Annotated in this window: 13 protein-coding genes; 7 read left to right on the top strand and 6 right to left on the bottom strand. The window is 71.5% G+C overall.

Going from position 1 to position 13,020, the window contains the following annotated elements; genetic code table 11:
* Positions 1 to 46 precede the first annotated feature (46 nt).
* The 3 genes from ACIOJE_RS30365 to ACIOJE_RS30355 all read right to left on the bottom strand — a co-directional run bounded on the left by ACIOJE_RS30365 (position 47) and on the right by ACIOJE_RS30355 (position 2,106).
* A complete protein-coding gene (locus ACIOJE_RS30365) occupies positions 47 to 553 on the bottom strand; it encodes a DUF6114 domain-containing protein (RefSeq protein ID WP_280683294.1) in 507 nt (168 codons plus the stop codon).
* A 2-nt stretch (positions 554 to 555) separates the two neighbouring features.
* A complete protein-coding gene (locus ACIOJE_RS30360; RefSeq protein WP_280683292.1) occupies positions 556 to 1,212 on the bottom strand; it encodes a DUF6230 family protein in 657 nt (218 codons plus the stop codon).
* Positions 1,213 to 1,353: 141 nt separating this feature from the next.
* Positions 1,354 to 2,106, bottom strand: coding sequence for a TetR/AcrR family transcriptional regulator (locus ACIOJE_RS30355; protein WP_400780531.1), 753 nt, complete (start codon positions 2,104 to 2,106; stop codon positions 1,354 to 1,356).
* A 417-nt stretch (positions 2,107 to 2,523) separates the two neighbouring features.
* Here ACIOJE_RS30355 and ACIOJE_RS30350 point away from each other — a divergent pair, with 417 nt between their 5' ends.
* Positions 2,524 to 3,195, top strand: coding sequence for a Tat pathway signal sequence domain protein (locus ACIOJE_RS30350; RefSeq protein WP_280683288.1), 672 nt, complete (start codon positions 2,524 to 2,526; stop codon positions 3,193 to 3,195).
* A gap of 100 nt (positions 3,196 to 3,295) precedes the next feature.
* On the opposite strand, the gene ACIOJE_RS30345 is transcribed toward ACIOJE_RS30350, so the two are convergent.
* Positions 3,296 to 3,703 carry a hypothetical protein gene (locus tag ACIOJE_RS30345; protein WP_400780529.1) on the bottom strand — a complete coding sequence of 136 codons (408 nt, stop codon included), beginning with the start codon at positions 3,701 to 3,703 and terminating at the stop codon, positions 3,296 to 3,298.
* 139 nt (positions 3,704 to 3,842) lie between these two features.
* Here ACIOJE_RS30345 and ACIOJE_RS30340 point away from each other — a divergent pair, with 139 nt between their 5' ends.
* Both ACIOJE_RS30340 and ACIOJE_RS30335 read left to right on the top strand, forming a co-directional pair.
* Entirely contained in the window at positions 3,843 to 4,724 is an 882-nt protein-coding gene (locus tag ACIOJE_RS30340) for an AAA family ATPase (protein ID WP_400780526.1), read from the top strand.
* On the top strand, positions 4,721 to 6,187 hold the full coding sequence (locus tag ACIOJE_RS30335; protein WP_400780524.1) for a VWA domain-containing protein: 1,467 nt from the start codon (positions 4,721 to 4,723) through the stop codon (positions 6,185 to 6,187). Before ACIOJE_RS30340 ends, ACIOJE_RS30335 begins: the two co-directional genes overlap by 4 nt.
* 161 nt (positions 6,188 to 6,348) lie before the next feature.
* Here the strand turns inward: ACIOJE_RS30335 and ACIOJE_RS30330 are convergent, their stop codons facing one another.
* Entirely contained in the window at positions 6,349 to 7,026 is a 678-nt protein-coding gene (locus tag ACIOJE_RS30330; protein ID WP_400780522.1) for a GAP family protein, read from the bottom strand.
* A 342-nt stretch (positions 7,027 to 7,368) separates the two neighbouring features.
* Between ACIOJE_RS30330 and ACIOJE_RS30325 the strand changes: the two genes are divergently transcribed.
* The 3 genes from ACIOJE_RS30325 (at position 7,369) to ACIOJE_RS30315 (ending at position 10,649) form a co-directional block, all read left to right on the top strand.
* On the top strand, positions 7,369 to 7,959 hold the full coding sequence (locus tag ACIOJE_RS30325; RefSeq protein WP_280683278.1) for a hypothetical protein: 591 nt from the start codon (positions 7,369 to 7,371) through the stop codon (positions 7,957 to 7,959).
* 180 nt (positions 7,960 to 8,139) lie between these two features.
* On the top strand, positions 8,140 to 9,459 hold the full coding sequence (locus tag ACIOJE_RS30320; RefSeq protein WP_400780520.1) for a Dyp-type peroxidase: 1,320 nt from the start codon (positions 8,140 to 8,142) through the stop codon (positions 9,457 to 9,459).
* 53 nt (positions 9,460 to 9,512) lie between these two features.
* A complete protein-coding gene (locus ACIOJE_RS30315; protein WP_280683274.1) occupies positions 9,513 to 10,649 on the top strand; it encodes a catalase family protein in 1,137 nt (378 codons plus the stop codon).
* Positions 10,650 to 10,743: 94 nt separating this feature from the next.
* Here ACIOJE_RS30315 and ACIOJE_RS30310 read toward each other — a convergent pair whose 3' ends face one another.
* Entirely contained in the window at positions 10,744 to 11,946 is a 1,203-nt protein-coding gene (locus tag ACIOJE_RS30310) for an MFS transporter (RefSeq protein ID WP_400780517.1), read from the bottom strand.
* 289 nt (positions 11,947 to 12,235) lie between these two features.
* Between ACIOJE_RS30310 and ACIOJE_RS30305 the strand changes: the two genes are divergently transcribed.
* Positions 12,236 to 13,012 carry a (5-formylfuran-3-yl)methyl phosphate synthase gene (locus tag ACIOJE_RS30305; RefSeq protein WP_400780595.1) on the top strand — a complete coding sequence of 259 codons (777 nt, stop codon included), beginning with the start codon at positions 12,236 to 12,238 and terminating at the stop codon, positions 13,010 to 13,012.
* The last annotated feature ends 8 nt before the right edge of the window (positions 13,013 to 13,020 follow it).

Here is a 13,020-nt window from a genome sequence, read left to right as displayed (position 1 = left end):
GCTCTCCCAACACCAGGGGGCGGGCGTCATCGCGGGCCGGGGCGCCCTACACCCCGACCGTCTTGGCCCGGGAGGATCGGCGTTCCTGGCGCCGGTCCTCCCGCCGCTGCCGCCCCCGGCGCAGCGGCTGCTCGGGCAGCCAGCCGAAGGTGAGGCAGGAGCCCACCAGCCCGAGCAGCATCCCGATCAGGAAGCCGCCGAAGTTGGAGGTGAGCCAGCTGGCCAGCGAGGCGAGCACGCCGATGACGGAGTAGAACAGCCGCTGAGCCGGGTTGAACAGGATCAGCAGACCGCACACCACCATCACCGCCGGTACCAGGTACCCGGCCAGGCCCTGGATCCCGACGTGCAGGATGACGGGCAACGGGGCGCGCTCGACGAACAGGATCTCGGCGCCGCCGAGGAACACCAGCAGCCCGCCCCAGAACGGCCGCTTGCCCCGCCAGTCACGTTTGACCGGGCGGGTGGCGGGGGCAGGGGCGGGGGCCGTCCCCTCGGCACCCGCCGCCACGCCCTCGCCGGGGCCGGCCGGCTCCGGCACGGACTCCGCCATGGTCAGCAGCCCTTGGAGCTGAAGCTCAGCCGCAGGTTGGGCAGCTTGAACCCGACCGCCGTGCTCGCGTAGTTGTGCTGGTTGAGGTGCGTCAGCACGACGGTGTCGGCCTGCTGCCCGAAGACACCGGGGTTGCCCTTGCCCTTGTCGCCGGCCTTGGTGTACGTGCTGGCGTCGCCGCCGATCTCGATGTTGGTGAACTCCGCGTCGCCGGACAGCATGTCGGAGTCGGTGGTGAGGTCCGTGGCGCTGACGGGAGTACCGCCGTCGCCCGCGTGGATCACCAGGTTGACGCCGCCGAGGTCGACGCTCTGGCACAGGTTGGTGATCTGGGCGTTCTTGATCGCCGAGACCGCGACCAGGACCTGACCGCCGGTGGAGCCCTGGTTGGGGCTGTCGGGGATCATCGAGTCCAGGCCGCCGAACTGCGCGAAGCCCTTGCCGTCGAGCCTGTCCGCGGTGATCGTGAACGGCATGCCGCTGATCGAGAACTGGGCGGCGAGTACGCCCTGGGCGGTGAGGGTCATCAGCACGGCGCCCGCCGCGACGGCCGGGACGGCCATCAGGGCGCTGCGCTTCAGCCGTACCCGACCTCTCCTGGCGCCGGTCGGCGTCTCCGGTGCCTCGGCCGCGGCGGCGGCCTCCTCGGACATGGCCATGTGTGCTCCCTGTAGGTGGGTGGGGTGTACAGGCACTGGCACGGTGCCCTGGCGCGGACAGCGTTCCACGGCCCGGCCGGGCCGCCCGCCCCTCGGCAGCGGGGCGGGCGCGGTCGGACCGCAGGTTGAGTAACTGGGAAGCTACTGCTCGGTATTGGCCGGGTCAATACGGGTGCACGAAGGATCTTCACCAATCGGCAACCCGAGCCGACCGGCCGCTTCCGCCGCCCCGAGGAAGGGGGCGAGGCAGAACATGCTCAACACCGGTAGGAGTTCCGGCAGTTGAACGGTCCGACCGGAGTCGATCCGCCGGTAGACCGCGCTGTAGACACCACCCACCACGGCATCCACCATCTCCATCAGCCGTACACCAGCGGGTGGTTGGGGAACCTCTGCGAAGAACGCCCGGAATCGGGTGAGGAGTTGGTCTCGCTCGCGGCGCCCGGCCGGGCCGACCGCCTCGATCTCGATCACCGCCATGGTCGCGAAGACCGGTGTCCCCGCCAGCAGTTGGAGCATCGCGCCGAGTGCCTGCCGGATCCCGGCACACCAGTCGGACTCCGCCGCGAAGGCCGCCGCCATCCGCCGGATCACCACCCCGGTGCCATGCCGGTGCGCGGCCAGGAAGGCGTCCTCCTTGCCGCTGAACAGCTCGTAGAAGACCGGCCTGGTCACACCCGCGGCGCGGCAGATGTCGCTGACCGTGGCGTGCTGGTAGCCGCGCTCGGCCACCGTGTGGACCAGCCCGTCGAGCAGCCGCTCACGCTGGGTGGCGGCGACCACGCCCGGGGGCAGCCGGCTCGGCCCGCGCTTGATCGACCGGGCCGGGTCACGGCCGGTCCGCGCGCCCGGCAGCAGGATCACGTCGGCACTTCGGAGGTGTTTCCGTTCCATCACCAACTCCTGTGACCTGTCTTGACATTGACGCAACGCCGGGTTTACAACACTGACAGGTTTCCAACCGGTGGGCGACCCTGTCACCACCGGATGACCTCCAGGGCTCCGACGGCCCCGGGCCAACCGCCCGGGCCACGGGACCACGAGCGGACGCAGGCCCGCGGCGGTGGCAGCCGCCGACGTGCACCCCACTGCACTGCAGCGCACGTCCGCACCTTCACACCGTTGTGCCTTCACACCGCTGTGCCGTACGAGCGGGCCCGTGGCGCCGGGCCCGCCGCACCACGGGCCCGCGGAGCCCCCGGTACGCCGGGCCACGCACGCCATGCCCACGCACCTCCCCCGCCGTGCACGCCATCACACCCGCACCGCGGGCATCCCCCACCCGTCTCCGCACGGAGAGAAGTCACCCTCATGCGCTTTCGCCGCACCCTCGGTACCGCCGCCCTCGCCGCACTCGCCCTCACCTGCGCGGCCGTCGCACCCGCCCAGGCCGACGGCTCCGCGGTCCTGACCACCGGCAGCTCGACCGGCCCGGACGTCGCCGTCGGCGACGTCCTCACCGCCAACCTGGTCTCGGGCACCAACGCCACCTTCTACAACAGTGCCACCGGCTCCAGCGGCATCAGTTGCGCCAACTCCGCCTTCTCCGCCACCGTGACGGCCAACCCGGCCGCCCCCGGCAACGCGGTGGAGCAGCTCAACACCCAGACCTTCGGCTCCTGCTCCTCCAACGTCCTCGGCGTCACCGGCGTCAAGAGCATCACCGTCAACAACCTGCCGTTCACCAACACCGTCGGCGACGGCCCCGGCAACCCGGTCTCCCTCACCCCCGGCGCGGCCGGCGCGATGAAGACCACGGTGGTGCTCAACACCATCCTCGGCAGCATCAACTGCGTCTACCAGACCACCACCGGCATCTCCGGCACCACCTCGAACACCGGCAACACCATCGGCTTCTCCAGCCAGCCGTTCAGCCTGGTCTCCGGCTCCGGCCTGTGCTTCTCGACCGGCTACTTCAGCGCCACCTACGGCCCGGTCACCGACACCTCGGTGGCGGGCAGCCCGCTCGTCTTCGTCAACTGACGGTCGGCTGACGGTCGCCCGACGCCCCGGGCGGGCCGGAACGAACGAGCGGCGTACGGCGACCCCGGGTCGCCGTACGCCGCTTCGTCAGGTCCAGGGTCTACGGGGCGATCCAGACGCAGTACACCGCCACCATCACGGCGGCGGCCAGGAAGGTCTGGCCCACCATCGTCGGCGGCCAGGTCCTGTCCTCCGACTCCCCCTTGCGCTTCGCCTCCATCAACCGCCGGGCCAGCTCCTTGCGGTGGCCGATGGCACCCAGCGGGAAGATCAGCACCACCGACGTGTACATCGCCAGGACGGTGGCCTCCTCCAGCTGCTTCGCCGCGTAACTGCCCAGCGCGAAGACCGCCATGGCGAACGGCGCCAGCGCGGTGCGGATCCGGTACTCGCGCGTGGGCATCTCCGGCACCATCAGCACCAGGAACACCGCCGTCGCCAGGATGGCGATCCACCACCACGACACGGCACCGAGCCCCAGCACGTCCACCTCAGACCCCCTGGTCACGGACGTTCGGTCACGCACGTCCACTCGCAGGCAGCCTAGCCATGCACCAGGGAGGCGACCGCGCCACCCCCGCGACAGCGAAGTGACCGGCGGGTAGGGTGCTGCCGCACGGACACGGCCGACAGGAACGGGGCGGGGCATGGGCAGCGGCGACGGCGACGGCACAGGCTTCTTCGCATCGGTGGCGGACACCGCCGACCAACTGGCCGCCACCGGCTACCTGGCCTCCACCGCCGTGGCCACCACCGTCTTCCTCGCCGACCGGCTCGGCAAGCCGCTGCTGGTCGAGGGCCCGGCCGGCGTCGGCAAGACCGAACTCGCCAAGGCGGTGGCCGCGGTCGGCCAGGCCCGGCTGGTCCGGCTGCAGTGCTACGAGGGCATCGACGAGGCCCGCGCGCTCTACGAGTGGAACCACGCCAAACAGCTGCTGCGGATCACCGCCGGCCGCGACGAGGGCTGGGACCAGGCCCGCACCGACATCTTCGCCGAGGAGTTCCTGCTCACCCGCCCCCTGCTCACCGCCATCCGCGGCGACGAGCCCACGGTGCTGCTGATCGACGAGATGGACAAGGCCGACGTCGAGGTGGAGGCGCTGCTGCTGGAGGTGCTCAGCGACTTCCAGGTCACCGTGCCCGAGCTCGGCACCATCACCGCGAGCCGGCGGCCCTTCGTCCTGCTCACCTCCAACGCCACCCGCGAGCTGTCCGAGGCGCTGCGCCGCCGCTGCCTCTTCCTCCACCTCGACTACCCGGACGCCGAGTTGGAGCGCCACATCGTCCGGCTCAAGGTGCCCGGCCTGGACGACACGCTGGCCGCCTCGCTGGTCCGGGTGGTCGGCGCGCTGCGCGCGATGGAACTGCGCAAGGCGCCGTCCGTCGCGGAGACCATCGACTGGGCCCGCACCCTGCTCGCGCTCGGCGCGGACACCCTCGACGAGGCGGTCGTCCAGGACACCCTCGGAGTGATCCTCAAGCACCAGGACGACATCCGGAAGGCCGCACAGAAGCTGACCGTCGCATGACCACCGCCCCGCCACCGGCCGACACCGCCACCCGGCTCACCGGCCTGGTCCGCGCGCTGCGCGGGCACGGCCTGCGGATCGGCCCGGCCGAGACCGTGGACGCGGCGGCCGTCCTCGACGTCCTCGGGCTCGCCGACCGCGAGCAGATGCGGGCCGGTCTGGCCGCCGCGCTGCTGCGCTCGGACGGCCAACGGGCCGTCTTCGACGCCACCTTCGACCTGTTCTTCCCGCTCGGCGTCGGCACCCCCGAGGCCCTGCGCACCCACCCGGCCGGACACCTGGCCGAACACCCGGACGGGAACCCGCCCAGGAACCCGGACGACTCCCCGCCACCGCGCTTCGGCCGACCCGACCCGCTCCGCGACGACCTGCGCGAACGCCTCGCCGCCGCCCTCGCCGCCGACGACCGGACCGCCCAGTCCCGGCTGGCCCGCGAGGTGGTGGAGGCCTTCGGCCGGTACGGCACCGGCAACACGCCGACCTCGGACGGCTGGTCGGCGCACCAGGCCCTCGGCCGGCTCGCCCCCGAGACGCTGCTCGCCCGGATCCTCGCCGCCCTGCGCGAGCAGGCCGGCGCCCCGGACCTCTCCGACCGCGTGCTCGCCGACGAGATCCGCCGCCGCATCCAGGACTTCCGCGCCCTGGTCACCACCGAGGCCCGCCGCCGGGTCGCCGAGCTGCGCGGCGCCGAGCGGATCGCCGAGCGCGCCGTCGCCCCCACCGCCGACCGGATCGACTTCCTCGCCGCCGGCCGCGACCAGCTGGCCGAACTGCGCCGCACCGTCCACCCGTTGGCCCGCAAGCTGGCCACCCGGCTGGCCGCCCGGCGCCGCCGCGCCGCACGCGGGCAGATCGACCTGCGCCGCACCCTGCGCCGCTCGCTGTCCACCGGCGGGGTGCCGCTGCGCCCGGCGTACCGGCTGCGCCGCCCGGCCCGGCCGGAGCTGGTGCTGCTGTGCGACGTCTCCGGCTCGGTCGCCGGGTTCGCCGACTTCACCATGCTGCTGGTGCAGGCGATGAACGAGCAGTTCAGCAAGGTACGGGTGTTCGCCTTCGTCAACCGCACCGCCGAGGTGACGGCCCTGCTGTCGCGCGGCGGCGCCGACCCGGCCCGGCTCGCCGCCCGGATCCTCGCCGAGGCCAAGGTGATGGGCCACCACGGCAACAGCGACTACGGCTCCGCCCTGGGCGAGTTCGCCGAGCGGCACCTCGACGCGGTCGGCCCGCGCACCAGCGTGCTGATCCTCGGCGACGCCCGCAACAACCACCGCGACCCGAACCTGGACGCGCTGCGCCGGATCGCCGGCCGCGCCCGGCGGGTCTACTGGCTCAACCCCGAGCAGCCCGCCCTCTGGCCGACCGGCGACTCCGCCGCCCTCGCCTACACGGACGTCGTGGAGATGCACTCCTGCCGCAACGCCCGCCGCCTCACCGAGCTGATCGCCCGCCTGCTGCCGGTCTAGGGCCAAGGCCACTGACTTGACAGCGCCCGAAAGTCGTTGACCTGCGGCGATGCCGGGGCCCAAAGGCTCCGGCAGGCCACGAGGTCAGTGGCATTGGCCCCAGGGTCCGCACGTCTGCGCGGACCACACGGCCACGCCTGTCAGGACCACCGCCACGCCTGTCAGGAGGTGAGGATGGAGATGCCGTCTCCGAGCAGTTTCAACCCAAGAACGAAGAACAGGGCCGCCATCACAGCGACATTGTGCTGGGCCGCCCAGTCCTTCCAACCGCCGAGCGTGGTTCTCGCTCGCTCTCCTCCGAGCAGGAAGACCCCCAGTGGGGCCAGCAGGCCGAGGGAGGCGATCAGGACGAAGATCGCCAGCGACGCGATCTGCTGCCCGACCGGTAGTCCGGCTGAGCCGATCGCGGCGCCTGCGGCGATGGTCAGCGGGGCGTTCTTGGCGTTGAGCGCGGCCAGGGCCGTTCCGAGTCCGAACACCTTGACCGGCGTGAGGCGGTCGATCGCGCCCATCCACTTCGGCAGCTGAGCTTGCGAGGGATCCACCGGGCGCCGGTGCCACTGCCGGGCGCCGAAGAGGACGAGCAGCACGCCCAGAGCGAGCTTGAGAACTCCCACCCAGGTGGCCGGGTGATCGCGGGCGAAGGCACCTGCGGGGGAGGCGATCGCCAGCATCACCGCGCCCAGTGCCGAGAGTCCCAGGATCCAGCCGGCGGCGAAGAGCAATCCGTTGAGACGTCCCCGAGGCGTGGCGAGGGTGAGGATGATGGCGATGATCGGGAGCGGGCTGACCGCGACACCGGCCGCAAGCCCCAGCACGTCACCGAGGACTTTGCCCATGCTTGCCTCCAGCTGAGGGGTCGGGTGGCGATCGAGTTGAGCACGGCCGGCGGGGAGTGCGAGCCCTGACCGCCGGCACGCGGCGCGGCGGGACCGTCGTGGACGTGTCCGGGGCGTGTTGAGCGGATCGGCGGCTCCCCGTTCCATGGTCCTGCGCCATTCCGCATATGTCCTCCGGAGCTTCTCGGAGGGCTCTCGACAAGCCACTCCCGGTGACCACCTCGCCTCGGGCCGGAAGTGCGAGGCGGCGCGTGGGCGGCCAGGATGAAGGGTGAGGGCGATGGCGCCTCGTGTCGGGTGCTTGGCGTCTCTCGCGCCGATCCGTGGCAGGAGGATCTCACGATGACCGCAACGGCAGGAGCAGCCCAGTCGGCTCAACCCGAGCGTCCGGGCAGGAAAGATGGGGTCTGTGGCGAGTTCACGGTGTTCACCAGGATCAAGCCGGGCCATGCGGATGCGCTGCGTGAGGATCTCGCCAGGATCGCCGACACGTCGGACAACGAGGGAAACCGCGCGGCGTTGCGCCAGATCGGCACCCTGCACGACGCACGCCATGTGATATTCGACAACGACACCCGGTTCATGTTCGCCAGCGTCTTCGACGGCTCCTGGGACACCTACATCGACGACTTCGGCAAGACGGCGGTCGGAGCGAACTTCGAGAGGGTCTTCTCGCACAGCGAGGGATTCCCCGGCGTCAGCGATCCAGGGGCGAAGGACTGGTTCGTCGCTCACCAGGAACCCGCGGGTGTCTTCGTCAGCGCCTATCCCGATCTGACCGTTCAGCAGATCTGGAAGGACCAGCACGTGAACGAGGCGTTCCAGGAGGTGCTGGACACCCCTGAGTTCCGGGCGGCACTGGAGAACCCGGCCAACGCGGAGCTGCTGGCGACGCCTGCCTTCCAGAAGCTGCTGGAGGAAGCCGCGGTCTAGGGCCTGTCCGGCCCTAGCACCCGGACACGACCAACCCTCACAGCCGGCCCGACACCATCGGCCCCACGCGGGCGGTGGTCGGCCGGCTGCGGCTGGGATGTCCGGACAGAGACCGAGACCGAGACCGATACGGAGGCAAAGGCACACATGAATACGGCGGACAGCAGCAGCGCAGCCGCGGTGGGCGTCGAGATCGACGACGTCCAGAGCGGCGCGCTGCGTCCACGCCCAGTTCCGTACCAGGGAAAGTTCGTCTTCCTGCACGTCGACGACCGCCACGCCGGGCGTGCCCTGCTGCAGCGGCTGCTTCCGTTGACCTCGGGTGGTCTGCCCAGCGTGGGCTCGAACCAGGGCGCCTGGGTGGCGGTGGCGTTCACCTACCAGGGACTGAGGGCCCTGGGGGTGCCTCAGGAGTCGCTGGAAAGCTTTCCGCGGGCGTTTCGTGAGGGCATGGCCGCTCGGGCGGAGCTGATCGGTGACGTGGGCGAGAGCGGCCCGGCCCACTGGGAGGCACCGTTTGGAACGGGCGATGTTCACATCGCGTTGAGCGCCCTCTCCTCCGACGCGGCACAGCTGGACCAGGAGCTGGAGCGGGCCCGGGTCGCCTTCCAGGACACGCCCGGTGTCCAGGTGATCTGGCAGCAGGAGGTCCATCAGCTTCCGACCGGGCGCACCACCTTCGGCTTCCGCGACGGCATCAGCCATCCGAACATCGAAGGCGTCGGACTGCCCGGCTCCAACCCGCAGGAAACCCCCATCAAGGCCGGTGAGTTCATCCTCGGCTACCCCGACGAAACGGGCAACCTGCCGCCCATGCCCAGCCCCGAGGTGCTGGGGCGCAATGGCACCTACGCGGCCGTGCGCAAGGTCCACACCAACGTGGCGGCCTGGCGCCGGTACCTGCGCGCGAACAGCTCCAGCGCCGAGGAGGAGGCACTCCTGGCGGCGAAGATGGTCGGGCGCTGGCCCAGCGGGGCGCCACTGACGCTGACGCCGGAACGCGATGATCCGGAGCTGGCGGCCGATCCGCACCGCGTCAACGACTTCCTGTACCGGGAGAACGACGATCGTGGCTTCCGGTGCCCCGCCGGTGCGCACATCCGGCGCACCAACCCCCGCGATGCCACCATCATCGGCGATGCCCGGATGCACCGCCTCATCCGCCGCGGCACCACCTACGGCCCGCCGCTGCCCGAGGGCGCGCTGGAGGACGACGGCGCCGACCGGGGCCTGGTCGGAGTCTTCATCGGGGCTCATCTGGAACGGCAGTTCGAGTTCATCAAGGCCGAGTGGGTCAACGACGGCAACTTCATCGGCTACCCCGGCGAGAAGGACCCGGTAGCGGGGCATCACGGCGGAACCGGCAGCGTCACCATCCCGGAGAAGCCGGTCCGGCGTCGTCTGCGGAACCTGCCCAGCTTCGTGGTCACCCGGGGCGGTGAGTACTGCTTCGTGCCGGGTCTGCGTGCCCTGCGCTGGCTCGCGGAACTGGAAGGCTGAGGGGGATTTCCGCCCCCTCAGACCCCACTACGCTCCGAGGAGAGGTCGAAGCCATGGCAGCACAGTTCGTCCCCTACACGCCGGATGTCGAAGACGATGATCCGCATTTCGACCGCGCCCTGCGGACGGTGATCGAAAGGACCGAGAGCTACATCAGCGAGTCGGTCAGCGCCGGTGGCACCGGCCGGGCCCTCCGCGACGCCCATGCCAAGGGCTACGGGCTGGTCCGAGGGCAGGTGGAGATCCTGGACGGGCTTCCTCCCGAATACGCCCAAGGCATCTACGCGACTCCGGGAACCCACGATGCGCTCATCCGCTTTTCCAACGGTTCGCCTCACGCCGGAGCCGACGCGCGACTGGGCAGCGCCACCGGACTGGCGCTGAAGATCTTCGACATCGCCGGCCCGACCCTGCTGGACGACGAACCGGACACCGGCACATTCGACTACGCGAACATCAACGCGCCGATCTTCTTCTGCAATACGGTCGAGCACTACCTGTTCATCCAGGAATTGTTCTTGAACGCGCCGTCCTACTTCTCCCAGGGCCGGCCCGGAGCACATCGTTTCTTCACCGATTTCGTGACCGGAAAGGGAACGCTGGACCAGGACGACTGGGCGTGGGACGAGTTCCTGGCCTTCGTGCGTCTGTCGAAGATCGCCCCGGTCAACGTACTGCTGTCGAGCTACTGGACCATGGGAGCGGTCAGGCACGGAGACTACATCGCAAAGGTGCGCATCGCCCCCGACCCGCGCTTCGCCGCTGCGGTGGTTCGGCGTGCCATCGACCCGGCCTCCGCGGCGGAGGTCTTTCGACCGGCCCTGCAAGCCGAGCTGCAGGAACGCCCCTACGCCTTCGACATCCAGGTCCAACTCTGTACCGACCTGGAGCGCATGCCGGTGGAGGACACCACCGTGGAGTGGCCCGAGCAGCTCTCGCCATCCGTCACCGTGGCCAAGCTGCGGCTGCCACAGCAGGACATCTCCGGCCCGGAGAACCTCGAGACGATGGATGCGCTGTCCTTCACGCCCTGGCGGGTCACCGCCGAGCACGCACCCCTGGGCAACATCATGCGGGCCCGCAAGGAGGTCTACCGGCATTCCTCCATCGAGCGCCACAAGCTCAACCGGCAGCCGCGCACGGAGCCGCGCAGCATCGACGAGGCACTTGGCCCGGCGCGCCACGGCTAGGTCCGGTCTGGGGCCTGCCCGGCAGCGGCCGCCGGAGGGGCGGCGGCTCAGGTGGTGACGACGGTTCGGCGGTGGTTCACGTGGTGCCGGCGGTTCAGCTGGTGGCGCCGGCCCGGCGCAGCAGGTACGCCCCGGAGGCGGCGGCCAGGAGGGCCGTGCAGACGGCGACGGCCAGACCGGCGTCGGCCAGGCCGATCAGTTCGGCGAGCAGGCCGACCCCGAGGACCGGGATCGAGATGCCGAGGTAGGCGACGACGAAGAGCGCCGAGAGGACGCCGCCGCGGTGCTCGGCGGGAGCGGCGACGGCGACCTCGCCCACCGCGCCGCGCAGGCCCATGCCCTGGCCCGCGCCGCCGATCAGGGCGCTGAGCACCAGGGGTGGCAGGGTGGTCGAGGCGAGCGAGGCGGCCATCAGGGCCAGCCCGGCGATGAGCACCAGGCAGCCCAGCGGGATCGCCCGTGCGGTGCCCAGCCGGGGCACCAGGAGCTGGCCGAGGGTGGAACCGAGGAAGGCCGTGAAGACGATGAGGCCGACCACGGCGGTGTCGTGCACGTGCAGGACCGTGGCGAGGAAGGCGGGGCTGACCGCGGTGAACACGCCCAGCAGGGAGAAGCCGGCGAACGCGGCGATCCCGGCCGGGACGAACACCCCGCGGACCTCCGGCGGCAGGGACGGCCGGCACGGCCGGGCGGTGCGCAGCCGGCGGGCGCCGGCGACCGTCTCCGGCAGGAGCCAGGTCACCGCGAACGAGACGGCGAGCAGCCCCAGGTGCACGACGAAGGGCAGGACCAGGGGGCCGGGCGCGTACCGGGCGAGCACTCCCGACAGCAGCGGTCCGCAGCCCAGGCCGCCCATGTTGGCGGCGGTCGCGGCGAAGCCCGCACGGCCCCGGTCCCCGGGCGGGGCGAGCTCCAGCACGTACGCGGTGGCGGTGCCGGTGAACAGGCCCGCCGACAGGCCGGACAGCAGACGGCCCAGGGACAGCAGGGGCAGGCCGCCCTCGGCCAGGAAGGCGACGGCGCTGCCGGCCGAGAGCACCAGGCCGCACAGCAGGACGGGCCGGCGTCCGACGGAGTCGGAGACGTTGCCGACGAGCAGCAGGACGCCGATCACACCGACGGCGTAGATCGCGAACACGACCGTCACCATCAGTTCGGAGAAGCCGATCTCCTCCTGGTACAGCCCGTACAGCGGGGTGGGCAGGGTGGTCCCCGCCATGGCGACGGCGAAGGCGCCGGCGGCTCCGAGGTAGCCCGCCCGGCCTGCGGCGGGCCGCTTGGTCCGACGATCGGTCATCCGCCCACGGTAGGCGCCCGCCCGGGCCGGGCCCGCGACGCGCGGAGCCGGCTGCGCCGAATGGCCGTCACCTGCCGCTGGAGGAGGGCGGGACGCCGCGGCGGCCGGCGGCGGGCACGGGTGTCCGGTCGGTTCGAACTGGTGTGGACGGCGCGTCGGGGGGCGGACACGCCGTGGCAATGATCCGGTCGGGCAGCGCGCGCCCTACCAGCGGCCACGGGCCGCGGTGATGATGAGCGGACCACGCGTGATCCAGACGACTCCGCAGGCCGGCCCGGCACGGGCGGACGTGCGGTGGAAGGAGTCCACGTTGTTGCTTCTCATCTCCCCGGACAGCGTCGAGGAGGCCCTCGACTGCGCCAAGGCGGCGGAACACCTCGACATCGTCGACGTCAAGAAGCCCGACGAGGGCTCGCTCGGCGCGAACTTCCCGTGGGTCATCCGGGAGATCCGCGACGCCGTCCCGGCGGACAAGCCGGTGTCCGCCACCGTGGGGGACGTGCCGTACAAGCCCGGTACGGTGGCCCAGGCGGCGCTCGGCGCGGCCGTCTCCGGGGCCACGTACATCAAGGTCGGCCTCTACGGGTGCACGACGCCCGAACAGGCCGTCAACGTGATGCGGGGCGTCGTCCGGGCGGTGAAGGACTACCGGCCGGACGCGTTCGTCGTCGCCTCGGGCTACGCCGACGCCCACCGGATCGGCTGCATCAACCCGCTCGCGCTGCCCGACGTCGCCCTCCGCTCCGGCGCCGACGCGGCCATGCTCGACACCGCGATCAAGGACGGGACGCGGCTGTTCGACCACGTCCGGCCGGACGTCTGCGCGGAGTTCGTCCGGCTGGCCCACGAGGCCGACCTGCTCGCCGCCCTCGCGGGCAGCGTCAAGGCGGCGGACCTCGGCGAGCTGACCCGCATCGGCACCGACATCGTGGGAGTGCGCGGGGCGGTCTGCGAGGGCGGCGACCGCACCACCGGACGGATCCGACCGCACCTGGTGGCCGCCTTCCGGGCGGAGATGGACCGGCACGCCCGGGAGCACTCGGCCGCCGTCACCGCCGCGAGCTGACCGCCGGC

The sequence above is a fragment of the Kitasatospora sp. NPDC087861 genome (genome assembly GCF_044742585.1).
Taxonomy (GTDB): domain Bacteria; phylum Actinomycetota; class Actinomycetes; order Streptomycetales; family Streptomycetaceae; genus Kitasatospora.
Note: the sequence above shows the minus strand (reverse complement) of the source record. Positions and strands in the feature narration are given on the sequence as shown.